Origin of the sequence: Streptosporangium sp. NPDC048047, assembly GCF_040653115.1 — a bacterium.
Lineage (GTDB): Bacteria > Actinomycetota > Actinomycetes > Streptosporangiales > Streptosporangiaceae > Streptosporangium.
Window position 1 is genome coordinate 109,687 of the sequence record NZ_JBEZNH010000016.1, and the last position, 22,873, is coordinate 132,559.

General features: G+C 69.8%; 19 protein-coding genes and 2 tRNA genes. 8 read left to right on the top strand and 13 right to left on the bottom strand.

What is annotated here, in order from left to right:
* Positions 1 to 73: 73 nt before the first annotated feature.
* From AB0D67_RS16820 to AB0D67_RS16830, 3 genes are all read right to left on the bottom strand, one after another.
* Positions 74 to 1,795: a tetratricopeptide repeat protein gene (locus AB0D67_RS16820; RefSeq protein WP_362935519.1), complete on the bottom strand. Its 1,722-nt coding sequence runs from the start codon at positions 1,793 to 1,795 to the stop codon at positions 74 to 76.
* 336 nt (positions 1,796 to 2,131) lie between these two features.
* Positions 2,132 to 2,311, bottom strand: a complete 180-nt coding sequence (locus tag AB0D67_RS16825; RefSeq protein ID WP_362935522.1) for a hypothetical protein — start codon at positions 2,309 to 2,311, stop codon at positions 2,132 to 2,134.
* 110 nt (positions 2,312 to 2,421) lie between these two features.
* Positions 2,422 to 3,357, bottom strand: coding sequence for an NAD(P)H-binding protein (locus AB0D67_RS16830; protein ID WP_362935525.1), 936 nt, complete (start codon positions 3,355 to 3,357; stop codon positions 2,422 to 2,424).
* 63 nt (positions 3,358 to 3,420) lie between these two features.
* Between AB0D67_RS16830 and AB0D67_RS16835 the strand changes: the two genes are divergently transcribed.
* The 3 genes from AB0D67_RS16835 (at position 3,421) to AB0D67_RS16845 (ending at position 5,997) form a co-directional block, all read left to right on the top strand.
* Positions 3,421 to 4,056 carry a TetR family transcriptional regulator gene (locus AB0D67_RS16835; protein ID WP_362935528.1) on the top strand — a complete coding sequence of 212 codons (636 nt, stop codon included), beginning with the start codon at positions 3,421 to 3,423 and terminating at the stop codon, positions 4,054 to 4,056.
* 508 nt (positions 4,057 to 4,564) lie between these two features.
* On the top strand, positions 4,565 to 5,806 hold the full coding sequence (locus AB0D67_RS16840; RefSeq protein ID WP_362935531.1) for a cellulose binding domain-containing protein: 1,242 nt from the start codon (positions 4,565 to 4,567) through the stop codon (positions 5,804 to 5,806).
* Between the two features lie 50 nt (positions 5,807 to 5,856).
* Positions 5,857 to 5,997, top strand: a complete 141-nt coding sequence (locus AB0D67_RS16845) for a hypothetical protein (RefSeq protein WP_362935534.1) — start codon at positions 5,857 to 5,859, stop codon at positions 5,995 to 5,997.
* 56 nt (positions 5,998 to 6,053) lie between these two features.
* Here the strand turns inward: AB0D67_RS16845 and AB0D67_RS16850 are convergent.
* A tRNA-Ser gene (locus tag AB0D67_RS16850) sits at positions 6,054 to 6,128 on the bottom strand.
* A gap of 203 nt (positions 6,129 to 6,331) precedes the next feature.
* On the opposite strand from AB0D67_RS16850, the gene AB0D67_RS16855 reads away from it, so the two are divergent.
* Positions 6,332 to 6,892: a DUF6461 domain-containing protein gene (locus AB0D67_RS16855; RefSeq protein ID WP_362935537.1), complete on the top strand. Its 561-nt coding sequence runs from the start codon at positions 6,332 to 6,334 to the stop codon at positions 6,890 to 6,892.
* A gap of 511 nt (positions 6,893 to 7,403) precedes the next feature.
* Here the strand turns inward: AB0D67_RS16855 and AB0D67_RS16860 are convergent.
* The 5 genes from AB0D67_RS16860 to AB0D67_RS16880 all read right to left on the bottom strand — a co-directional run bounded on the left by AB0D67_RS16860 (position 7,404) and on the right by AB0D67_RS16880 (position 11,945).
* Positions 7,404 to 7,817, bottom strand: coding sequence for a PIN domain-containing protein (locus tag AB0D67_RS16860; RefSeq protein ID WP_362935540.1), 414 nt, complete (start codon positions 7,815 to 7,817; stop codon positions 7,404 to 7,406).
* Position 7,818: 1 nt separating this feature from the next.
* Positions 7,819 to 8,022, bottom strand: coding sequence for a hypothetical protein (locus tag AB0D67_RS16865; RefSeq protein ID WP_362935543.1), 204 nt, complete (start codon positions 8,020 to 8,022; stop codon positions 7,819 to 7,821).
* A gap of 283 nt (positions 8,023 to 8,305) precedes the next feature.
* Positions 8,306 to 8,380, bottom strand: a tRNA-Val gene (locus tag AB0D67_RS16870).
* A gap of 33 nt (positions 8,381 to 8,413) precedes the next feature.
* The gene (locus AB0D67_RS16875; RefSeq protein ID WP_362935546.1) at positions 8,414 to 9,430 is read right to left on the bottom strand and encodes an ROK family protein; all 1,017 of its coding nucleotides are present in this window, start codon (positions 9,428 to 9,430) and stop codon (positions 8,414 to 8,416) included.
* Positions 9,431 to 9,563: 133 nt separating this feature from the next.
* Positions 9,564 to 11,945 (bottom strand): LuxR C-terminal-related transcriptional regulator, encoded by a 2,382-nt coding sequence (locus AB0D67_RS16880; protein ID WP_362935549.1) that lies wholly within the window; start codon positions 11,943 to 11,945, stop codon positions 9,564 to 9,566.
* Positions 11,946 to 12,228: 283 nt separating this feature from the next.
* Here AB0D67_RS16880 and AB0D67_RS16885 point away from each other — a divergent pair, with 283 nt between their 5' ends.
* A complete protein-coding gene (locus tag AB0D67_RS16885; protein WP_362935552.1) occupies positions 12,229 to 13,338 on the top strand; it encodes a HAMP domain-containing sensor histidine kinase in 1,110 nt (369 codons plus the stop codon).
* Between the two features lie 182 nt (positions 13,339 to 13,520).
* Here AB0D67_RS16885 and AB0D67_RS16890 read toward each other — a convergent pair whose 3' ends face one another.
* The 3 genes from AB0D67_RS16890 to AB0D67_RS16900 form a co-directional block, all read right to left on the bottom strand.
* The gene (locus AB0D67_RS16890; protein ID WP_362935555.1) at positions 13,521 to 13,976 is read right to left on the bottom strand and encodes a peroxiredoxin; all 456 of its coding nucleotides are present in this window, start codon (positions 13,974 to 13,976) and stop codon (positions 13,521 to 13,523) included.
* A gap of 84 nt (positions 13,977 to 14,060) precedes the next feature.
* Complete coding sequence (locus AB0D67_RS16895; RefSeq protein ID WP_362935558.1) at positions 14,061 to 14,489, bottom strand: DUF3052 domain-containing protein; 429 nt, start codon at positions 14,487 to 14,489, stop codon at positions 14,061 to 14,063.
* 123 nt (positions 14,490 to 14,612) lie between these two features.
* Positions 14,613 to 15,020, bottom strand: a complete 408-nt coding sequence (locus AB0D67_RS16900) for a secondary thiamine-phosphate synthase enzyme YjbQ (protein WP_362935561.1) — start codon at positions 15,018 to 15,020, stop codon at positions 14,613 to 14,615.
* Positions 15,021 to 15,614: 594 nt separating this feature from the next.
* On the opposite strand from AB0D67_RS16900, the gene aceE reads away from it, so the two are divergent.
* Entirely contained in the window at positions 15,615 to 18,362 is a 2,748-nt protein-coding gene (gene aceE, locus AB0D67_RS16905) for a pyruvate dehydrogenase (acetyl-transferring), homodimeric type (protein ID WP_362935564.1), read from the top strand.
* An 89-nt stretch (positions 18,363 to 18,451) separates the two neighbouring features.
* On the top strand, positions 18,452 to 20,026 hold the full coding sequence (locus AB0D67_RS16910; protein WP_362935567.1) for an alpha/beta hydrolase: 1,575 nt from the start codon (positions 18,452 to 18,454) through the stop codon (positions 20,024 to 20,026).
* Positions 20,027 to 20,139: 113 nt separating this feature from the next.
* Here the strand turns inward: AB0D67_RS16910 and AB0D67_RS16915 are convergent, their stop codons facing one another.
* Positions 20,140 to 22,032, bottom strand: a complete 1,893-nt coding sequence (locus tag AB0D67_RS16915; protein ID WP_362935570.1) for a serine/threonine-protein kinase — start codon at positions 22,030 to 22,032, stop codon at positions 20,140 to 20,142.
* A gap of 203 nt (positions 22,033 to 22,235) precedes the next feature.
* Between AB0D67_RS16915 and AB0D67_RS16920 the strand changes: the two genes are divergently transcribed.
* Complete coding sequence (locus tag AB0D67_RS16920; protein ID WP_362935573.1) at positions 22,236 to 22,784, top strand: N-acetyltransferase family protein; 549 nt, start codon at positions 22,236 to 22,238, stop codon at positions 22,782 to 22,784.
* Positions 22,785 to 22,873: the final 89 nt, after the last annotated feature.

Consider the following 22,873-nt stretch of genomic DNA (forward strand, 5'->3'; position numbering starts at 1 on the left):
GGCCGGACGCAGAGAATGTGAGGATCCGGTGCAGAACCGGCCCCACTGCGGGACACGGCGGCGCGGGTCGCTCTCAGCCGCCGTCCGGCCGTCGCCCGGCCGTGGCGCGACGGCAGCGGGCCAGTTCGGCGCGCAGGTCGCGTCGCAGCCCCCGGTCCAGGTCCGGCTGGGCGAGCGCGTGAGCGAAGTCGCGGGCGGCCTCGTCCCACCGTTCCAGCCGCATCAGCGCCGTGCCCCGGTTGTAGCGGGGCACCGGCGCCGCCGACAGCGCCACCGCCCGGTCCAGGTCGGCCACGGCGGCGACCGCGTCGCCGCGTTCGAACCGGACGGCGGCCCGGTTCGTCCACGCCTCGACCAGCTCGGGATCCCCGGCCAGGGCGCGGGTGAGCAGCTCGTCGGCTTCGGCGAGGCCGCCGCGCTCCGAGCGGATCAGCCCGAGGGTGCACAGCAGCGCGGGTTCCTGCGGGGCCAGCGCCAGCCCGGCCCGTGCGCCCGCCTCGGCCTCGTCGAGCGCGCCGTGCTCCATCTGCAGGTTGACCAGGGCGATCCTGGCGTCGAGGTGCCCGGGGTCGATGGCGAGCGCGCACTCCAGGTCGCCGCGCGCCCGCGTGGAACGGCCCCGCTCCTGCTGGAGCACGGCCCGGTTGTAGTACGCCTCGGGCAGGTGCGGTCCCAGGCGGATCGCGGTGCCGTAGTCCCTGATCGCGGCCCGGGAACGGCCCGCCGCGCGGTGCAGGGCCGCCCGGTCCACGTAGTACTCGCAGTTGCCGGGGTCGTGTGCGATCACGGTGTCGAGGTCGGCCAGGGCCCGCGCCGGATCGCCCAGGGCCAGGTGCACCTGCGCCCGGTTGTGGCGCAACCGGGCCAGGTCCTGCGGGCGCTCCCCTGGGGCGAGCACCGCCTCCAGCCGGGCCAGCCCGTCGTCGATCATCCGCAGCGCGCGGGCGGGCTCACCGGCCTTGGCGTCCAGCAGCGCCAGGCCCTGCTCGTAGAAGACGGTGGACAGCGTCCGCCGCCGCGGGTCGTCCAGTCCGGCGGCGAGGTGGAGCGCCCGTTCCAGCCAGTGCCGTGCCCGCGCCGGATCCTGCTCCGCCGCCGGCAGGTGCCTGGCGTACAGCATGGCGGTGGCGTATGCGGCCGACATGGTGATCTTCGGGTCGTCGGTGGCGGCGCGCGCCTCATGGTAGAGGTCGAGTGCTTCGGCGGCGCGATCCAGCGCCGCCAGGGCGGTGGCCAGCCCGGTGGTGAACGCCCACCAGTGCCGCAGATCGCCGCCCGGGGTCACCATGGCGCGCCCGCTCCGGGCGACCCGGGCCGCGTGGTGGTAGAAGCCGCGGGCCAGGCTGTCGCCCAGGGCCGCACGGATCTCCTCCGGCCCCGGTCCTTCCGCCGCCGGCTCGTGGACGCCGCCGTCACACAGGTTCAGACGCACCGGAGACGACCCGACCCGGCGGGTCAACGCGTCCAGCAGTTCGCGGGTGGTCTCGTCGGCGTCGCCGACGTGGTCGAACCGCACCGTGACCGGGTGCCGGAGCGTATCCGCCCAGGCCGCCACGAACTCCGCCGCGCCGTAGGCCAGGAAGGCGGTGCGCCGGGCGGGGTGGAACCGGATCGGCTCCTCCTCGGCGGCCGGCCGTGCCGCGTGGTCGAGCCAGGGTGCGATGGCGTGCAGTTCCACCCGGTGGCGGGACGCCAGACGGGGACGGTCGGCGGCGATCCGGCCGAGGAAGGCCGCGACTCCCGCGTACGGTCCGTGGTCGCGATGGCAGTCGTAGCCGTCCGGCTCGCCGATCACGGCGGGGCCGATCACCGCAGGGGCGGGCGCCCGGGAGCGCCCGCCGTCTCGGCAGCTACCAGCACCACTCGATCCAGAGCCGGCGGGCGCCGGACAGCAGGCGCACCGCACTCTTGCGGCGGACGGTCATCTTCCTCATGGACACCTCCGTGTGATCCGCTTCAGGACGCCCCGAGTGTAATCCGGCATACCGAAAATATGTAGACCCCTCATGTTTTCAACCGAGACCGGGTGGCTCCGGCGCTTCCGGTTTCCCTTCGACGTCCCCGCCGCCCGCGTGGACGCCCTCGTCCATGCCCCCGTGTCCTTCCGCCGCCGTGGCGTTTTCATCCACCCTCAGGAGCCGGAGGTCGCGAGCATCCCGGAGGCCATGACGCGCAGCGACGCGGCCAGCCGCGTCGACTCCCCGCGTTCCAGCAACCGCAGGACCGGTTCGCTCTGAAGGCTGCCCAGCAGGATGTGAGCCAGCAGCTCCCCGTCCAGGTCGGGACGCCGCGCCATCCCGTTCGTGACCACGATCGTCCGCTTCCCGGGATCAGGACCGGTGAGCCACCGAAGACGGCCCCTGACGGAACCGGCTCCGGGGACGGCGGGGCGTGAGTGGAGTCGTCAGGAGAGCGGCCGGTTCATCGGGCGGGATCCCCGGTGAACGATGTGGCGTGGTCGGTGGCCCACTGGCGGAAGGTCCGCGCCGGCCTTCCGAGGAGGTCGGACACCGTCGAGGTGACGTACGCCGGGTGTCCCGTCGCGGCGTTCCACGCCGCCAGGAGCATGTCCACGGCCGGGCGCGCGGCTTCCGGGGCCTCGCGCCGGAACTCGTCGGGCGGCAGTTCCTCGAACGTCAGCCGGCGGCCCAGCGCGTCTCCGATGACACGTACCTGTTCGGCCTGGGTGAGCGGCTCGGGGCCCGTCAGGACGTAGTCGCCGCCGGCGTGTCCGTCCTCGCGCAGGGTCCTCGCGATGACCTCGGCCACGTCCCGATCGTCGACCGGGGCCGTCTCGGCCGCGCCGTACGGCCACCGGACCACGCCTTCGCCACGGATCGCGGCGGCCCACCACATCAGGGCGTTCGACGCGAACATCCCCGGCCGGATGATCGTCGCGTCGAGCCCGGTGGCCGCGATGAGCCGCTCGATCTCGGCGTGCAGCGCCGCCATCGGGTTCGGCTGCCGGAAGAACGGGTGCGGGGTCCGGTGCGGTGCGGACAGGTAGACGACCCGCTGTGCGCGGGCGGCCAGCCGGTCGACGACGGCCGCCGCGGTCTGCGGCGGGGCGGTCCAGACCAGGAAGACCGTGCCGACGGCGTGCAGCGCGGCTTCCAGTGATTCGGGCACCGTGAGGTCGCCGGTGACGATCTCGACGCCGGCGGGCAGCGTCGCCGCCGACTCGGGGCGGCGCACGAGGGCGCGGACCGGCACGCCCGCGTCGGTCAGCAGGTCGACCACGGCGCGGCCGATGCGTCCGGTCGCCCCGGTGACGAGCACCGGAGACCCTCCCGCGGGTGTCATGGCGGCCTCGCCGTCGCCGGAGGAGTGCAGTGGGTGTCTGTTCGTCGGTTCCATGGCCGCCATCTTTTCGTTACCGGGTTAAAAACGCAACCTAGTAACAAATGTTACCCTGATGAGGTGAGCGAGCCGGTCGGGCTGCGGGCCCGCAAGAAGGTACGAACCCGGGACGCGATCGCCGACGCGGCGATCTCGCTGTTTTTGGCGCATGGGTTCGACCAGGTGTCGGTGTCCGACATCGCCGCGGCGGCCGAGGTGTCGAAACCGACGCTGTTCCGCTACTTCGCCACCAAGGAGGACCTGATCCTGCACCGCTTCGCCGACCACAACGGCGAGGCCGCACGCGTGGTCCGCGACCGGCGCCCCGGCATCGAGCCGATGACGGCGCTGCACCGGCGTTTCCGGGAGGGTCTCGATCGCTTCGAGCCGGTCACCGGCCTCAACGACCACCCCGAGGTGGTGGCGTTCCATCGGCTGGTGTTCACCACCCCCAGCCTGGCGGGACGGCTCCTGCAGTACATGCTCGACGACGAGGACGCGTTGGCCGCCGTCCTCGACCCGGGTGTCCGGGGCCGGCTGCAGGCCGCCCAGGTGATCGCGGTCCAACGCGTACTGGCCCGGACCAACTGGCAGAAGATCGCCGACGGGCGGACCGCACACGACGTGCGACCCGAGGCGGTCGCCGACGCCGACCGCGCCTTCGCCGGACTGCGCCACGCGACGGGCGGCTCCTGGCCCGCCTCCCCCTCTGAGTGATCCCTCCAGGACGGCCGAACGGCCGGCGCCTCTCGAATCGTGATCCGTCCGGGATCCCCAACCGAGGGTCCGGGCCGCGCCAACCGGATCAGTTGCAAGATCGTGATGAAAGTTTCAATTGCCCTTATCGGCGATTTCCTGTGCCGACACACCATAGGACGCGGATACGCCGGAGTGGGTCGCCGAAATTTTTACACGAATCTTGACACGTTTCAGGGGCGTTTCCACACTGAGGCCCCGGAGCGGTTTCCACTACCGGGTGGTGATGCAGAGGCCGCCGAGCACGACGCCCTCGTGGTGTGCGTTCCGGTGCCGGGACGAGGAGGCGACCGGTGCGGAGCTGAGACTCCGTACCGAAGACCACTCGGCGATGGCCGCCACGTGCTGACCCCGATGAGGGGCTCACCCGAAGAGAAGGAACACCACAGTGCGACGACGTGTGAGTGAGACTCCGGCGCCTCATACCGCCGGGAGGGTCCGATCAGAGCCCGGGTCACAGAACGGGTGGGTGAGGCGTGCGATGGCCGCGGCGGTCGTCGTCCTCGGGCTGCTCGCGGTGACCGTCGCGACTCGGCCGGCATCGGCCGCCGACAATCCCTATCAGCGAGGTCCCGACCCCACCCTGGCCAGTGTGTCCGCCACCAGGGGGACCTTCGCCACAGCGCAGATCAGCGTGCCGTCCGGGAACGGCCTCGGCGGTGGGGTGATCTACTATCCGACGGACACCGGCCAGGGGACTTTCGGCGCGGTCGCGATCGTGCCCGGCTACTCCGCCCTGTTCGCCAACGAAGAGGCCTGGATGGGTCCCTGGCTCGCGTCCTTCGGTTTCGTCGTCATCGGAATCGAGACCATCAGCCGTACCGACGGCGCCGACGCCCGAGCGACCCAGCTGCTCGCCGCCCTGGACTATCTCACTCAGCGGAGTCCGGTACGCGACCGCGTCGACCCCAGCCGGTTGTCGGTGGTCGGCCACTCCGCGGGTGGCGCCGGCGCCCTCACCGCGGCGCTCCGGCGGCCCTCACTGAAGGCCGCGGTCGGGCTCGCACCCGGCTCGCCCACGGGGAACCTGAGCCTGGCCGACAACCGGGTGCCCACGATGTTCATCTCCGGGCAGAGGGACACGGTGGTCACGCCGTCCTACCTCAACGGGTTGTACAGCACTCTCCCGGCCACGGCGCAGAACGCCTGGGTGGAGATAGCCGGCGTGGACCACCTGTTCGCGACGAGGGCGAACACCACCGAGATGCGGACGCTGATCCCGTGGCTGAAGATCTTCGTTGACAACGACACCCGGTACACCCGGTTCCTGTGTCCGTTGATGGACTCCACCGGCATCTCGATGTATCGCAACAAGTGCCCGTACGTGCCGCCGGGCGGCCCGTCGACCTCGCCCTCGCCCTCGGTCACCCCCTCATCCTCACCTTCGGTCACCCCGTCGGCCTCCCCGTCTGCGGGTGCCTGCACCGCGAGCTACCGCACCACGAACTCGTGGCCGGGCGGATACCAGGGTGAGGTCACGGTGACGGCAGGCGGCTCGGCGATCAGCGGATGGACCGTCAGATGGACGCCGGGCAACGGCCAGACGGTCAGCCAGGTGTGGAACGGCACGCTGGCCGCCGACGGCTCCGCGGTAACGGTGACGAACGCCCCTTACAACGGCTCGCTCCCGGCGTCCGGCACGACCACCTTCGGCTTCCTGGCCGGCGGTACGCCGTCGCCCCCCTCCCTCACCTGCAGCAGCCGCCCGTGACACCCGTTCGGCACACTGTGGCCATCAGCCGATCAGAAAGCGCAGGGGGCATGACAGCGTGCGCGGCGATGATCTATCGGCGCAGTACGGCGGAAGCCGACCGGAGGATCGCCGACATGATGAACGGCAAGGTCTCGGAAGTCCGCCCGGACGACGACGGATCTCCGGGAGTGCTCACCCGGATCGGCTGATGGCACGCTAATGGCACGACGCCCCGTTTCCCTGATCGGAAACGGGGCGTTTCTGCTGGTGGGCACTACTGGGTTCGAACCAGTGACATCTCGCTTGTAAGGCAAACCGAATGGGTCCCCAACCAGGGCCCATAAAGGATCTGAACTGGGCTGACCATCCAGGACAGTCCACCGCCGTCCGGCATCGTCCGGGGCGGTTGTCACTCGATTAGTCACCCAGGAGATAGCTCTGAAGCCCGGGTCATCCCCTGAAATTCTTTCGCCAATCGGAGCTTCGCATCCCGTTCGTCGGTGACGGCTGCAACGATGCCGCTCACATGATCAAAGGAGCGACATGACCGAGTGCCCCGAGGAGTTCCGCTGGCTCTCCGACTGCGAAGACCTGGATGAGATCTACTGCGTGTCCTTCGTCCGGGGGCTTGCTCCCGATGAGGTCCTTCGCAGATTCACCGTGGACGAGAACACCTTGGAAGAGTGCGACGCAGCCGATTGCATCGGCACCGCGAAGATCGGCGACTGGACCCTGGTCGTCGAACCGGGAGGATGGCTACTTGCCGCCGACCCCGAGATATACACCCGGGTCGGTCGGGGAACCGAGATCGTGTCGGTCTGCCGCCACGACTACGCCGCGGACACCTTCGCCTACATCGTCGGCGGCGAGCCGGTCGTCGAGTTCGAACCGGTGCTTCCAGACGACCGGTCAGGCACCGATCCGGACCGCTTCATCAAGGAGATGCGCGAGATCGGGCTAGACCCCGACCACGACATCGACGGCCCGGCCATCGACTTCCCGATCGAGAGATCCTTCGTCCTAGCGAGCAGAATCACCGGTCTCCACTTCTCCCCAGAGATGTTGGAGCTATGCTCCTTCCGCGCCGAACCCCGTGAGAGCTGACCGGTGAATCCATGGGAAGACCGGTCCGCTGGCGAGCTCAGGCACTCATGGGATAGCGGGTCGACAGCTCGCGCACTTGGGGGGGCGTCAGCGTAGGGGTTGAGCCAGGCCAGGACCACGCGGGCGCGCTGGGTGGTGCGGTCGCTGGTCAGGTCGGCGGACAGGTCCAGCATCCGGGAGACCGTGCGCGCCGCCTCCTCCGGCTCGTTAGCGTCGACGAGCCAGGAGAGGTACAACGCGAGTTCCCGGATGTGTGGTGGCGTCGTAGCGGGTCAGGACCTCGACGAGAAGGGGAACGGCACGTAACGGACGGCGTAGCTCGGTATAGGCACGGGCTTCCATGATCTGGAGCTCATCGGCGCTGACCTGATACATGTAGACCGGGCGGAGGCTCGGCCAGAACCCATATCGTCTCTGAACTGGTCATACGGTCCACAGTGATCCGCCACTGTCCAGGCTTGTCCATGGTCGTCGTCACTCAGTTAATCACTCAGGTGCACCATGCCGCCGATCAATCGGGCAGCAACCTGAACGCCGATACATGGCGAGGCCGGACCACTCTGAAGTGCCGATGATCCACGGTGGCGATCTCCTTCAACCTGAGACGTTCAGCGATGGTGATCACTGTCGCGTCGACGAGCCCCAGCGGCAAGTCGATGTAGGTCTCGACGAGCTGGGCCATGCGTGGGAGATCTTCGTCCTCCAACTCGGCCACATGAAATCCATTGCCGCCGAACGACTTGAGGAATGTCACCTCGGCCTGTGGGCCCACCCGAGAGTCAAGGAGATAACCGACCTCGCCCATCACCGGGGAAGGCACGAGCAGTGGGCCTTCCGCCTGCCGGAGAAGCCGCAGGCACGCTCGGTGATGCCGGTCCTTCACATTGCCCGCCGCGAGAAGGACACCCGTGTCGCACAGGAGCACCTCAGCGGCCCCACTCCGAACGGAGGATCTCCTCATGCCGCTCGGCGAGATCGGAATCAGCCTCGAAGGAGGCGAAGAACGGAAGAGCGCGCTCGGCCTCCTCGTGCTCATCCAGGCGACCACGGATCAACTCCAGGGTCGGCCGCAGTTCCGCCTCCGGCAACTGATCCACCAGGTGGTGCAGTTCCTCACGCATGACGCTCATACCGACGAGTGTAAGTCGTGTCTCCTCGCACGACAGGCCTGTTCAGGCCGCCGCATGAGCCATGCCCAGAACAGGATCCCGGATCAGTCATGGATTTGGCTCCGACTCCGCCCCACATATCCACAGATTCCCGCAAAGGGGTCAAAAGAGCAGACTCGTGCGGGCAGGGAGGCCACCTCTGAGGGCATCACCGATACAGCGAACACCCACCGAGCGATGAAACCCGGCATCTCATCCGGAAACACAGAAGGCTCTGACCTATCACTCCAGGTCAGAGCCTTGATGGTGGGCACTACTGGGTTCGAACCAGTGACATCTCGCTTGTAAGGCGAGCGCTCTACCGCTGAGCTAAGCGCCCCGGGTCGTCCCGTCCACGGGACGGGATAACACCTTACGCCACGCCGGGGGATTTGGGCACATCAAGCCGCCAGGTGGCGCCCGCGCCGGGGTCTCCGGCCGCCCGCCAGCCCAGGAGGGCGGCGCCCAGCATGCCGGCGTTGACGCCGAGGGCGGCCGGGCGGATCGGCGGGGCCTCGCGGAAGGTCAGGAGTTCGCGCAGGCGGCCGGAGAGCGGATCCGACAGCAGGGGCCCCGCCTCGGACAGGCCGCCGCCCAGGACGATCACCGAGGGGTCGAGGATGAGGGTGTAGGTGGCCAGGGAGAGGGCGAGCGCCTCGACGGCCTCTCCCCAGATCTGCGTGGCCACCGGGTCGCCCGCCGCGGTCAGCGCCGCGACCTGCTCGGCCGTGACCGCCGCGCCGGCCCCGCCGACGGCCGCCGGAGCGGCGGGGAGGGGCAGGACTGAGAGGGCGGGCGCGGCGAGGGAGGCGGCGCGGGCCGCGTAGCGGCGGGCGACGGCCGAGGCGGAGGCGTAGGTCTCCAGGCAGCCGACCTGCCCGCAGGCGCACGTCTCGCCGCCGGGGAAGACGGGGATGTGGCCGATCTCGCCGCCCCAGCCGGAGGCTCCGCCGTACGGCTCGCCGTTCACGATCATCGCGCCCGCGATGCCGGTGCCGATGGGCAGGAACAGGAAGTCGGAGGCCGTACGGCCGGCGCCGAGGACGCTCTCGGCGAGCCCGCCGGTGCGCACGTCGTGGCCGAGCATGACCGGGGCGTCCAGCGGGACGAAGGCGGCGGCGGGGACGTCGCGCCAGCCGATGTTGGCCGAGTACAGCGCGGCGTCGGCGGTGACCAGGCCGGGTACGGCGAGGCCGACCCCAGCGGGGGCGCCGCCGCCACGGGCGGCGAGGTCGCCGATGAAGGACCGGATGGTCTCGACGACGGCCTCGGGGCCCCGCTCGCGCGGGGTGGCCCGGCGGTCGGTGAGGAGGATCTCACCGGTGCTCGTGACGAGCCCGCCCTTCATCGAGGTGCCGCCGACGTCAAGGGCCACAACGAACGAGCTCATGCACGCATCCACCGGGTCGAAGGGGCGAGGCCGAGGCCGACCCTAGCGCATCGGCTGCGAGCCCCGGTTCCCTGGAACGCGTCACCGGGCCGATGTATCGCGGCACCGGTCGCCGGCTGAGACCTGCCGCGGTTCACGATCCAGGCTCATCGCCTTCGGTCTCCGCCTCGGAAGGCGGTGAAACGTTCTTGACGTACCAGGAAGCGATCTGAGCGCGAGAGGTGAAACCCAATTTGCTGAGAATGCGCTCGACGTGCCCTTCGGCGGTGCGGTGCGAGATGACGAGCCGGGCCGCGATCTCCTTGTTACGGGCGCCTCCGGCGATGAGTTCGGCGACCTGCAGTTCCCGGGGAGACAGCATCGGGTCATCAGGGGTGTCGGACGGCACCGCGTCAGCGGCCGGCGCCACGTCCTGCAACGCGTACCCGATGGCCTGGTCGAAGTCGAGACCCCGTCCCCGTGCGAAGGCCGACCGGTACACCTCTTCTCCCAAGGACTCGCGCAACGACGACGCACAGACGTCGTGGGCCTCGGCGTACGCGTGGAACCCGGACAGGGACAGTTCCAGCAGCTCTCGGATCATCGCGGCGGCACCGAGGAGGCAGGCGGCCCGCTCGCCCCGCCCCTGAGCCGCCGTGGTCCACGCCAGGGCCTCAAGGCCCCAGGAGGGGGTGTACAGATAGCCGTTGGAGCGCTCTATGCGGAGGCTGGAGAGCAGCCATTCGCCCGCCGTCTCGGCGTCACCCGCCCGCCATCGTTCGACGCCGGTGATCCACTGCCCCATCGATATCTCACCTTGCGCACCCGCCTCTTCCGCCATCTCCCGGCATCGGGTCGTGAACGCGCCCGCGCGGGGATCTTCGAGGAACACCGCGGCGATGGCGAGATAGAACGCGGGCAGGAAGGAGTTGTGCAGAATATCGTCCTTGCCGCAACGGTCAGCATTCCGCTGACGCCAATCGCAGACCTCCTCCAACTGCTCCACCGCTGCCGGGTAATCCCCGCGCAACAGGGCGATTCGGCCGGAGAGGAATTTCGTCATCATCTGCGGGCCCTCGTCCTCCCAGCGACCCGAGAGGGCGAAGCACCTCTCGAACAAGGGTGACGCAGCGTCGACACGGCCTTGCATGAGCGCGAACAGAGCCTCGGCCGCCAGCAGCTTGAATCGCGTCCGGCTGTCCTCCCCCTCCCGGCTCAGCGCCCGGGCGAGCCAGTGACGGGCTTCACTGAGACCGCCGAAGAACACCCAGTACCCGTAAAGCGCGATGGTGATCCTGATGCCCCGCCCGGTCAGAGCGGGGTTGGAGAAGCAGAAGTCCATCGCGGCCCGGAAGTTCGGCATCTCCAGAACCACCTCCGCAGCGCATTCGGTCTGCAGGGAGCTGAACCAGCGCGGCTCCACCTTCTCCGCCAGGCGCTGGTAGTAGCCGAGGTGAGCCCGCCGGAACACGTCCTGGGAACCGCTCTTGACCAGCCATTCCTCTCCGTATTGACGAATGGTTTCCAGCATCCGGTACCGGGTCCGCACGCCCGAGTCGTCCCGGATGAGAATTGACTTGCCGAGGAGATTCGCCATGAGGTGCAGGATTTCCCCACGGTCCAGTGGCCCTCCGGAGCATACGCTCTCGGCCTCGTCCAGATCGAGGTCTCCGGAGAAGACCGTCAAGCGCTCCCACAGGAGCCGTTCCTGGCTGGAGCACAGGTCGTAGCTCCAGTCGATCGCCGCTCGCAATGTCTGGTGCCGCGGCAGGACGTTCCGGTATCCCTGTGTCAGAAAGTGGAACCGGTCGTCGAGCCGGCTGATGATCTGGTCGAGGGAGAGGACGCGCAGCCACACCGCGGCCAGTTCGATCGCCAGAGGGATGCCGTCGAGAAGACGGCACAGTCTTCCCACCAGGGCGTACTGGGCCTCAAGGTCGAAGTCGGGCGAGATGACCTTGGCGCGCTCCGCAAACAGGGTCAACGCCTCGTACCGGTGGGGGGCGATCCTGGCCATCTCGATGTCGTCTTCGGGGACCGACATGGGCGGGACGGTGAACAACACCTCGTTCCGGAGACCGAGGGGCTCACGGCTGGTCGCAATGATCCGCACTTCCGGGGCGGCGTTGAGCAGGGTGCCGGTGAGGGCGGCACACGCGTCGACCAGATGTTCGCAGTTGTCGAGCACGATCAGAATCCGTTTGCCCCTCAGGTGGTCAACCAGTGTGTCCGTAGTCGACCGAGAGGTCTCGCCGTACACGCCGAGAGCTTCCGCTACGGCGCCCGCCAGCAGTTCCCTCTCCCACAGCGCGGCCAGTTCCACCAGGTGCACCCCGTCCGGGAAGGCACGGCGTACATTCGCGGCGACATGGAGGGCGAGCCTGGTCTTGCCGACCCCGCCAGGCCCGGTCAGCGTCAGCAGGCTCGCGGTGTCCATCAGGCGCCTGATCTCGGAAGCCTCGCGTCTGCGGCCGACGATCCTGGACGCATCACCCGGAAGGTTCTTCCCTTTCCGTGAGGAAATTGAACGAATCATAGATTTATGGTATAGGCCCTGCGCGGTGGCATCTCTACCACATCCCGGGCCGGTGCCCGAGGCCTCGGAATCCTGGGACGATGGAACCTCCGCGTCGGGCCCCGCGGCCGGACCGGCTGGACCGGCGGTCCCCACACCGGGAGTCCGGACGGCATCGCGGCGACCAGGTACCTGTTCGGGTAGTTTCCCGGTTTCCCCCCGCCGTCAGCCGGGAGAGAGTCGGAAATGCCATCGCAGGCGGCCGTTCCTTCACCCGGGGGTGGACATGAGAACGTGCGGATCCGTGGTCGACCGCACAGGGGCGCAATCGCCACCGCGGCCTTTCCCGGCGGCCGAGGACGCGCCGACGAGCGGCACACCCGGCCACACCGGACGGTCCGAGGCCACCCTGTGTCTCGCCCAGCGACAACGACAGATCATCAACGCCTCGCACCGGTTCCTGGCCCCCCTCGAGGACATCAAGGCGTTCCTCGACGAAGCCCGGGCACACCCGTGGAACTCGTCCGAGGCGGTCGACGGGGCACTGCTCGCCATTGAGGAGTTGAAGACCACCATCATCCGCCTGCTGACCTGGAACACACCGGCAGGCCCGGCCGACCAGAAGCCCTCCCCCCGCGCTCCCCACACGGACCGGTGCGCCTCCGTGACCACCCTCCGAGGAGATCAGGCCACAGGTCCGGGCCAGCCCGCCTCCTTCCGTTGCGAGCAGACCCACCAGTTTCTGGCCAACGCCGCACACGAGCTCCTCACTCCACTAACCGGGGCACGCACCTATCTGGACATGACGAGATTGCACCTCGAGGACGCGGCATCGGTGATCACAGGGGCGCAGAGCGCTCTCGGCAGGCTGGAAGCGGTCATCTCCGACCTGCTTTTGCTGAGCGACATCCTCGCGGGACCGCAGTACGTCCCTGAGCAGATAGACCTCGACGTCTTGGTCGCCGACCTGATAACGCGCAGACCCGGTCCGCCGCTCGAAGGGCATCGGATCCGGCTGCGCTGGTCCGAGCGGGTGAAGGTCGAGGGAGAGCCGTCTTTGCTGACCCGGGCGGTGGCGACTCTCCTGGAGTACGCCCGGCGACACGCGGCCATGGTCCACGTTCACATCAGCAGTGACGGCCACGACGCGATACTGAGCATCTACTGTGATGACGACCGCCGACGCCTGCCCGACCTGGACCCCATCTTCGAGCCCTTCTCCCGCAAGGACACCAGTGGCGTCGAGGGACAGGGGGGCACCGGTCTGGAATTGGCCATCGCCAGCGAGGTGCTGAGGATTCACCACGGAACGATCAGGGCCGACGACACCGTCTCCGGACTCCGCCTGCTTCTCCGGCTTCCGCTCTCTTCGGCCACCACGACGGCGAGCGGCCTTTCGTGCGAACCGGACTGACGCGAACGAGGTGACCGGATCGGCGCAGGCGGCCGGGGAGCCGTCTCCCCGTGGTCCCGACCTCGCCGGCCAGGCGGAGGCACCGAACCTGCCCGACCCACCTGACCTCGCGGGAGGAATCGCCCCGCAGGCCGGGAGCGGCGGACGCCCCCCGGGCGCCCGCCGGATCACCGCTGGGGAGCTCAGAGCTCGGCGAGGACCTTGCGGTACTCGGCGATGTCGCGCGCCTCCGGAATGGGGTTCACCACGCTCCACCGGACGACGCCGTCACCGTCGATGATGAAGGTGCCCCGGTTGGCGAGGCCCTTCTCCTCGTCGAAGACACCGTACGCCTGCGCGACCTGACCGTGCGGCCAGAAGTCGGAGAGCAGCGGGAAGGTGTAGCCCTCCTGGTCGGCCCAGGCGCGGTGGGTGAACACCGAGTCCACCGAGACCGTCAGCACCTGGACGTCCTCGGGCGCGGTGGCGATGAACTCGTCGCGCAGCGCGCAGAGTTCGCCGTGGCAGACGCCGCTGAACGCGAGGGGATAGAAGATCAGCACGACCTTCCTGCCCCGGTGGTCGGAGAGCTTGACCGGGGTGCCGTGCTGGTCCTTCAGCTCGAAGTCCGGAGCCGGGGAACCTACCTCGACCGCCATGTCGAAAGGTCCTTTCGTCGGATGATGGGCGACACCATCATCCTGCCGTACGACTCGCATGAGCCGTACGGCAGGGCGGACCCCTTACCGGCGGGTCCGCGGAGGAGCCAGTCGGGTGCCCGACCAGTCGGGCGCGGCGCCGATGCTGCTGGTCTGCGAGAGACCGGCGGTCGTGGCGTCCTCCCCGATGTCGCTGGGCTCGACGTGGCCTTCGCGGCCGGCCTTGGGAGTGAGGAGCCAGATCTGGCCGCCTGCACTCAGGTTGGTCAGCACCCCGCTGAGGGCGTCGAAAAGGTCGCCGTCACCGTCACGCCACCACAGCAGCACGACGTCGACGACGTCCTCGTATTCCTCGTCGACCAGCTCGTTGCCGGTCAGCTCCTCGATGGAGTCGCGCAGATCGTCGTCGGCGTCCTCATCCCAGCCGACTTCCTGCACCACCTGACCCGGCTTGAGGCCGAGTCGTTCGGCCAGGCCGCGTTCGCCCCGAGCCTGACCCGCGGTCGCGCTCACGTTTGTCCCTCCTGCTTGGATGACACCGCGATCACACGGTGCTCAGAATGCTTCGGCACAGTCCACACGCTGTGACCCTCGGTCGTCAACGGTCGCCACGGCAACGAGTGGGCTACGTATGAATTAGTCCGACAAAAATGACAAACGGACCTGGCGTTCCGGATTGTCGACGTTGAGATCCACCAGGGCGATGGACTGCCAGGTGCCCAGCGCGAGCCGTCCGGACAGGACCGGGACCGTTGCGTAAGGGGGGACGAAAGCCGGCATGACATGCGAGCGTCCATGCCCCCTGGATCCGTGTGCATGCTTCCACCGGTCGTCGGCCGGCAGGAGATCCTCCAGCGCCGCGAGCAGATCGTCGTCGCTGCCCGAGCCGAGCTCGATCAGCGCGATCCCCGCGGTGGCATGGGGGACGAAGACGTGCAGCAGCCCGTCTCCCCCGCATGAGCGGACGAAGCTCTCGCACTCGGAGGTGATGTCATGGATCCGCTCTCGGGAACCGGTCACCACCTCGATCGTCTGAGATCTCACATACCCGATCCTACGATCCGCGCTGAGCTGGGACGACGGCCCCGCCCTTTTCTCCGGGGCCCCCACCCCCCTCCCCGGGGCGACGGGGGCCGTCCACAGCGGAGAGTGCGCCGCTCAAACCGCGTCGCCCCCGCTTCGCGCATCATTATCGTCACGATCCCTCAAAGATCTTCGATTTCCCGCGAACGGCCACCGGAGATCTCCGGTGAATACGGCGATCCCCGGTGATCCCCGGTGATCCCGGCCACGGGGGCGCGGGGTCGGAGGCGGCCCGGTCCCGCGTCCCCGGCGGCCGAACCGGGAATCGGCGGAGGCGACCCGCCTCGCGCCGTCCCGGCCGGACCTCCCATGGTCCGGTCCCGGCTAGATTCGTACGGCGAGGGCGGATTCGCCCCCGTCCCCGGAAAAGGGCCGGGCAGCGTGTACCCTGTGGGAGAAATTCGTCCTACCATCGGTGGTCTAGGCCATTTTCACGCCCCTGCCAGCGGGGACCTCCTGGTTACCGGTCAGTAGAGATGCACTTTCCGGGGTAAGCGACCAGGATGGAAGACGACCTACACCAGACAAAAGTCCATCCTCGGAAGGCGAGACCCAGTGGCTTCCGGACGCCAGCGTTTCTCGATCATCAGTGACGGCCTACCCAGCCAGCTTCCTGATGTCGACCCCAGCGAGACCCAGGAGTGGCTCGAGTCCCTCGACAACGTCGTCAAGGCGGAGGGGCGGACCCGGGCCCGTTATTTGATGCTCCGCCTGCTGGAGCGGGCCCGGGAGCACCAGGTCGGAGTCCCCGGCCTGCGCAGCACCGACTACATCAACACGATCCCGCCGGAGCGCGAGCCCTGGTTCCCCGGCGACGAGTACGTCGAGCGGCGGATCCGCGCCTACATCCGGTGGAACGCGGCGGTCATGGTCACCCGGGCCAACGCCCGCACCAACGTCGGCGGCCACATCGCGACCTACGCGTCGGCCGCCTCGCTCTACGAGGTCGGCTTCAACCACTTCTTCCGCGGCAAGGACCACGGGGAGTCGGGCGACCAGGTCTTCATCCAGGGCCACGCCGCGCCGGGCATCTACGCCCGAGCCTTCCTGGAGGGCCGCCTCAACGAGGCCCAGCTCGACGCCTTCCGGCAGGAGCTGTCGCACGGCATCCGGGGCCTGCCGTCCTACCCGCACCCGCGCCTGATGCCCGACTTCTGGGAGTTCCCCACGGTCTCCATGGGCCTGGGCCCGATCTCGGCCATCTACCAGGCGCGGTTCAACCGCTACCTGCTGAACCGGAAGATCAAGGACACCAGCCGCAGCCACGTCTGGTGCTTCCTCGGCGACGGTGAGATGGACGAGCCCGAGTCGCTCGGCGCGATCGGCGTCGCCGCCCGCGAGGAGCTCGACAACCTCACGTTCGTCATCAACTGCAACCTGCAGCGCCTCGACGGCCCGGTCCGCGGCAACGGCAAGATCATCCAGGAGCTGGAGTCCTACTTCCGCGGCGCCGGCTGGAACGTCATCAAGGTCGTCTGGGGCCGCGACTGGGACCCGCTGCTCGCGGCCGACGTCGACGGCGTCCTGGTCAACAAGATGAACACCGTGCCCGACGGCCAGTTCCAGACCTACTCCGTCGAGTCCGGCTCCTACATCCGCGACAGCTTCTTCGGCGACGACCCGCGCCTTCGCAAGATGGTCGAGCACCTGTCGGACGAGGACATCCGTAAGCTCTCGCGCGGCGGCCACGACTACCGCAAGGTCTACGCGGCCTACAAGGCGGCCCGTGAGCACGTCGGCCAGCCGACGGTCATCCTCGCCCAGACCATCAAGGGCTGGACGCTGGGCAAGGACTTCGAGGCGCGCAACGCGACGCACCAGATGAAGAAGATGTCCAAGGCCGAGCTCAAGGAGTTCCGCGACCGGCTCTACCTGCCGATCCCCGACTCCGCCCTCGAGGGCGACCTGCCGCCCTACTTCCACCCGGGCGAGAACGACCCCGAGATCGAGTACATGAAGGAGCGCCGCGCGGCCCTGGGCGGCGTCCTGCCCAAGCGCGTGGTCCGCGCCAAGCCGGTCAAGCTGCCCGGCGACGCCGCCTACGCGCAGATGAAGAAGGGCTCCGGCAAGCAGAACGTCGCCACGACCATGGCGTTCGTCCGCCTGCTCAAGGACCTCATGCGCGACAAGGAGATCGGCCACCGGTTCGTGCCGATCATCCCCGACGAGGCCCGCACCTTCGGCCTCGACGCGATCTTCCCGACCGCGAAGATCTACTCGCCGCACGGCCAGACCTACGAGGCCGTCGACCGCGAGCTGCTGCTGTCGTACAAGGAGTCGACCGAGGGTCAGATCCTGCACGAGGGCATCAGCGAGTCCGGTTCCATGGCCTCGGTGGCCGCGGCGGGCTCGGCGTACGCCACGCACGGTGAGCACATGATCCCGGTCTACATCTTCTACTCGATGTTCGGCTGGCAGCGCACCGCCGACCAGATGTGGCAGCTCGCCGACCAGATGGGCCGGGGCTTCCTGCTCGGCGCCACGGCCGGCCGCACCACGCTGAACGGCGAGGGCCTGCAGCACGAGGACGGCCACACCCCGCTGACCGCCTCCACCAACCCGGCGGCGGTGTCCTACGACCCGTCGTGGGCCTTCGAGGTGGCGCACATCGTCCAGGACGGCCTGCGGAGGATGTACGGGGACACCCCCGAGAACATCTTCTACTACCTGACCGTCTACAACGAGCCCTACCCCCAGCCGGCCGAGCCCGAGGGCCTCGACGTCCAGGGCCTGCTGAAGGGTCTGTACCGGTACGCCGAGGCGCCCGCCGTGTCGGGGCCGAAGGCCAACATCCTGTCCTCCGGCGTGGCCGGCCCCTGGGCCGTGGAGGCCCAGCGCATGCTGGCCGAGGACTGGGGCGTCGCGGCCGAGGTGTGGTCGGCCACCTCCTGGACGGAGCTGCGCCGCGAGGCGCTGGCCGTCGAGGAGCACAACCTGCTCAACCCCGACGCCGAGCGGCGGGTGCCGTACGTGACGCAGGCGCTGTCGCGGGCCCAGGGCCCGTTCGTCGGCGTCAGCGACTACATGCGCGCGGTGCAGGACCAGATCGCCCAGTGGGTCCCGGGTGACTGGACCTCCCTCGGCACCGACGGCTTCGGCCTGTCGGACACCCGGTCGGCGCTGCGCCGCCACTTCCACGTGGACGCCGCCTCGATCACCCTCGCCGTGCTCACCCAGCTGGTCCAGCGGGGCGAGCTGAACGAGGAGGTGCTGCGCGAGGCCATCGTGAAGTACCACCTGAAGAACGGCGTGACCGAGGCCGGCGGGGTGGAGAGCAACGACACCCAGTCCATGGGACTGTGACGTGACGCCGGGCGGGTCCTTTTTTTGAAAGGGCCCGCCCGGCTAGTGTTGGATCGCTTCCCCCGGCATCCGATTCGAGGGAGCATCACGTGCGAAAAGTCCTGGCGGTGGCGACCGCGGCGACCGTCCTGTCCGGCCTGTTGACCGCCTGCAGCGACCCGGCCCGCAACAGCGGGCTCGGCCCTGTCGACCCGTCCTCACCTGCCGGGGGGACCGCCGCGCCGTCGGACACGACCGGGACGGCGGGCGCGACCGGGCGCATCGCGTGGGGACCCTGCACCGACGTCCGGGGGCCGAACGGGCAGGTCCCGGCCAAGCCCGACCCCACGCTGCGGTGCGGCTCACTGCGGGTGCCGCTCGACTACGCCAAGCCGGACGGCGGGACGCTGGACATCGCGATGATCCGCATCCCGGCGACCGACCAGGCCAGGAGGATCGGTTCCCTGGTCTTCAACTTCGGCGGCCCCGGCGCCTCGGGCGTCGACACCATGGCCCAGGCGGCCAAGGCGTTCTCCAGCCTCAACGCCCGCTACGACCTGGTCAGCTTCGACCCGCGCGGGGTGGAGCGCAGCTCCGGCGTCAGGTGCGACGGTAACCAGGTCATGGACCGCTACACCTCGATGAACACGATCGCCGTCACCGAGGCCGACTGGGAGCGGCAGGGACGCATCATCAAGGACTTCACCGCCGCCTGCGAGCGGACCTCCGGGAAGATCCTGCCCTACGTCGGCACGGTGAACGCCGCCCGCGACATGGACCGGATGCGCGAGGCCCTCGGCGAGCCCAGGCTCAACTACTTCGGCATCTCCTACGGCACACAGCTCGGCGCCGTCTACGCCACCGAGTTCCCGAAGAACGTGGGCCGTTTCGTGCTGGACGCCCCGCTGGACCCGAGCGTCCCGATGGACAGGCGCACCGTGGTGCAGTCGGCCGGGTTCCAGCACGCCTACGACGACTTCCTCAAGGACTGCGTCAAGGGACCGGGCCAGTGCGACGTCGGCGCCGACGAGACCATCGCGAACAAGCACGTCGAGAAGTTCATGAACGACGTGGAGGACGAGCCGCTCAAGGTCGGCCCCCGCGAGCTCACCCAGGGACTGGCCAACACCGGCGTCGCCGCCGCGCTGTACTCGAAGCTGACGTGGCCCCTGCTGGAGCAGGGACTGACGATGGCCTTCAAGGACGACGGGCGGCTCCTGCTCAGCCTCGCCGACAACTACAACGGCCGCCTGCCCGACGGGTCCTACACGACCCTCATGAGCAGCTTCCCGGCCATCAGCTGCGCGGACAGCGCGGAGCGGCCGGACCTCGCGCAGCTGAAGCGCACCCAGCGGGAGGCGCTGAAGGTCTCCCCGCTGTTCGGCAGCGCCGGCATGGGGCTGATCTGCTCCTCCTGGCCGGTCAAGGGCAGCGACCAGGCCAGGAGGATCGACGCGGCAGGCTCGGCGCCGATCGTGGTGATCGGCGGCACCGGCGACCCGGCCACGCCGTACGAGTGGGCGCCGAAGCTGACCGAGCAGCTCGGCACGGGCGTGCTGGTCACCTACAAGGGCGAGGGCCACGGGGCGTACATCTCCGGCGACCAGTGCGTCAAGAAGGTGACCGACAGGTACCTGCTCGACGGGGACGTCCCGGCCAAGGGCACCACCTGCACGTCCTCCTGACCGTCCTTCCACGGCCGAGCCGTACGGCGCGGCGGTTCTCCCCGTACGGCGCGGCGGTTCTCCGCCCGGAGCCCGCACGGGTCCGGGCGACTCTCCACGCCGGGCCGTACGGCTCAGCCGCAGCCCTCCGTGCGGGGCCGCGCGGTCTCGTGGCGGAAGCCGACGCCGGAGAAGTGCTCTTCGAGCAGCGACTCGATCGTCCCGTCGGCGTACATGGCGCCGATCGCCTCGTTGATCGCCCGGCAGGCGACCGGGTCGCCGCGCCGGAGCGCCACGCCGTACCGCTCGGTGGTGAGGCGGAGCCCGGCGACCTTGAGACGGGCCCCGCGCAGCCGGGCGCCGAACCCGGCGAGCACCAGGTCGTCGTCGGCCATGGCGTCGGCCGTGCCGTCCGCCACCCGGGCGGCGCACCTGGCGGAGTCCTCGTCCACAAGGGTGTCGAAGCGGACGCCCCGGTCGCGGACCATGGCCGCGGTGGACGATCCGCCGGACACCACGCACATGGTCCTGCCGCCCAGGTCGGAGGGCTTGGAGATCTTCATCCCGGCCCGGACGAGCACGTCGCGGTGGGCCACGTAGTACGGCCCGGCGAACGCGGCCCGGGAGCGGTCGGCGGTGTCGATCGAGAGGTTCGCGACCACGATGTCCACCTCACCGCGCTGGACCTTGGCCTCACGCTCGGCGTAGCCCACCCGCACGAACCGCACCCCCTTGGCGGGCACCCCCAGCTCCCCGGCGATGCGGCGGGCCACGTCGATCTCGAACCCCTCGGGCGGACGCTTCCCGTCGGCCAGCGCGACGCCGGGCAGGCCGCCGCGGTAGCCCACCCTGATCGTGTGCGTGGCCCGGATCCGGTCGAGCAGGCGCGACCCCGTGGAGGGCGTCCCGGAAGGCGACGGGGACGACGGGGACGACGGGGACACTGCGGGGCTCCCCGAGAGTGAGGGGATCGCGGCGGTGCCGTCCGGCGTGCCGGCGAGCTGGAGCGCGAGCAGCGCCGCGGCGATCGCGGCGAGTGCCGCGGACGCCCCGGCGACGGTCCGGCGCCGCCGCCGGGCCCCGGGCGGGTCCGGGGGGCTCGATGAGGCCGGCGGTTCCGGCGGGTCCGGCGGGTTCGGCGGGTTCGTCCGGGCGAGGTCCAGCGTGGCGGCCTGCGCGCCCTCGGCCAGCTCCTCCCGGGACGCCTCGCCGTCGTCCACCGGATGTCCGAGCAGGCGTTTGAGCACCTCGTCCATGGACGGCCGCAGCGCCTGGTCCTTGTTCAGGCAGCGGGCGACGGTCCGGCGCAGGTCCTCCGGCAGCGCGCCGAGGTCGGGGTCGTGGTTGACGACGCGGTTGAGCGTCGCCATGATCGTCTCCGCCGCGAAGGGCGCCCGGCCCGTGGCGGCGAAGACCATGGTCGCCCCCCAGGCGAACACGTCGGCGGGCCGGCCGACGCGTTCCTCGGCGATCTGCTCGGGCGCCATGTAGGCGGGCGTCCCGACGGCGCGGGTGGTGATCGTCCCGCTCTCGTCGATGATCTTCGCGATGCCGAAGTCGACGACGCGGGGGCCGTCCGGGGCGAGCAGCACGTTGTCCGGTTTGAAGTCGCGGTGGGCGATCCCCGAGTGGTGGATCGCGGTCAGGGCGGTGGCCGTGCCGGTGGCGAGCCGTTCGAGGGCCTCACCGTCCAGTGGCCCGTCGCGCTCGACGGTCCGGCGCAGCGAGGGACCGTCGATCAGCTCGCTGGCGATGTAGGGGATCTCGCCGTCGAGGTCGGCGGCGAGCACCCGGGCGGTGCAGAAGGCGTCCACCCGCCGGGCCGCGGCCAGCTCCCGGGCGAAGCGGGAACGGGCGTGGTTCTCCCCGGTGAAGCGCACGTGCAGCAGCTTGACGGCGGCACGCCGGCCGTCCTCGGCCTCCCCCAGGTACACGACGCCCTGGCCGCCCTCGCCCAGCCTGCCCCTGAGCGTGAAGTCCCCCAGCCGCGGCGGATCCCCGGGCCGCAGCGGTTCGATCTCCGGCATCGACGACCCCTCGTGTGCCCCTCGCGGGCGCCCCTCGCCACGCTCGCCGGGTTCAGCATGGCACAACCCGCCGGGGAAGATCCGCTGCTTTGACAACCGCGACGAATGCGGACGAAACCAGCAATCTCCGGGGCTCTCCCGGATCTCTCCGCCTGCCCTCCCGGATCCGCCAGAATGTCCCACCGACAGGGAGAACCCACCTCATGGAGACCTGGAGACGGGGGCGACTCATGCAGACGCCGGGGACGATCGTCCGCCCGGCCGCGCCGGCGGACCTGCCGGCCGTGGCCGGGATCTACACCCACTACGTGGTCGGCGGCGTGGCCACGTTCGAGGAGACGCCGCCGCCGGTCGCCGACTGGCGGAGCAGGCTCGACGATCTCGCCGGCCGGGGACTTCCGTTCCTGGTGGCGGAGGTGGACGGCGAGGTGGCCGGATACGCCTACGCCGCCCCCTGGCGGCCGAAGCCGGCCTACCGGCACACCGTCGAGGACTCGATCTACCTCGCCCCGGACCGCACCGGCCGGGGTCTGGGCGGCGCGCTGCTGGGGGCGCTGGTGGAGCGGGCCGAGCGGGCCGGCGCGCGCCAGATGATCGCCGTCATCGCCGACACGGGGAGCGAGGCGTCGGCCGCCCTGCACCGCAGGTTCGGCTTCTCCACCGCCGGTCTGCTGGCGAAGGTGGGGCACAAGCACGGCCGCTGGGTCGACACCCTCCTGATGCAGCGGGAACTGGGCGGCGGAGGGAGCTGACCGGACGGGTGCTCGGCACGCGGGCGCTCAGCGCGCGGGCGCTCAGCGCGCGGGCGCTCAGCGCGCGGGCGCTCAGCGCGCGGGCGCTC

Bases quoted from the DNA above. Each gene is read 5' to 3' on its own strand.
- AB0D67_RS16915 (WP_362935570.1), bottom strand. From the start codon at position 22,032: ATGCCGGAGATCGAACCGCTGCGGCCCGGGGATCCGCCGCGGCTGGGG.
- AB0D67_RS16880 (WP_362935549.1), bottom strand. From the start codon at position 11,945: ATGATTCGTTCAATTTCCTCACGGAAAGGGAAGAACCTTCCGGGTGAT.
- AB0D67_RS16875 (WP_362935546.1), bottom strand. From the start codon at position 9,430: ATGAGCTCGTTCGTTGTGGCCCTTGACGTCGGCGGCACCTCGATGAAG.
- AB0D67_RS16865 (WP_362935543.1), bottom strand. From the start codon at position 8,022: ATGAGCGTCATGCGTGAGGAACTGCACCACCTGGTGGATCAGTTGCCG.
- AB0D67_RS16920 (WP_362935573.1), top strand. From the start codon at position 22,236: ATGGAGACCTGGAGACGGGGGCGACTCATGCAGACGCCGGGGACGATC.
- AB0D67_RS16845 (WP_362935534.1), top strand. From the start codon at position 5,857: ATGACAGCGTGCGCGGCGATGATCTATCGGCGCAGTACGGCGGAAGCC.
- AB0D67_RS16855 (WP_362935537.1), top strand. From the start codon at position 6,332: ATGACCGAGTGCCCCGAGGAGTTCCGCTGGCTCTCCGACTGCGAAGAC.
- AB0D67_RS16890 (WP_362935555.1), bottom strand. From the start codon at position 13,976: ATGGCGGTCGAGGTAGGTTCCCCGGCTCCGGACTTCGAGCTGAAGGAC.
- AB0D67_RS16830 (WP_362935525.1), bottom strand. From the start codon at position 3,357: ATGGAACCGACGAACAGACACCCACTGCACTCCTCCGGCGACGGCGAG.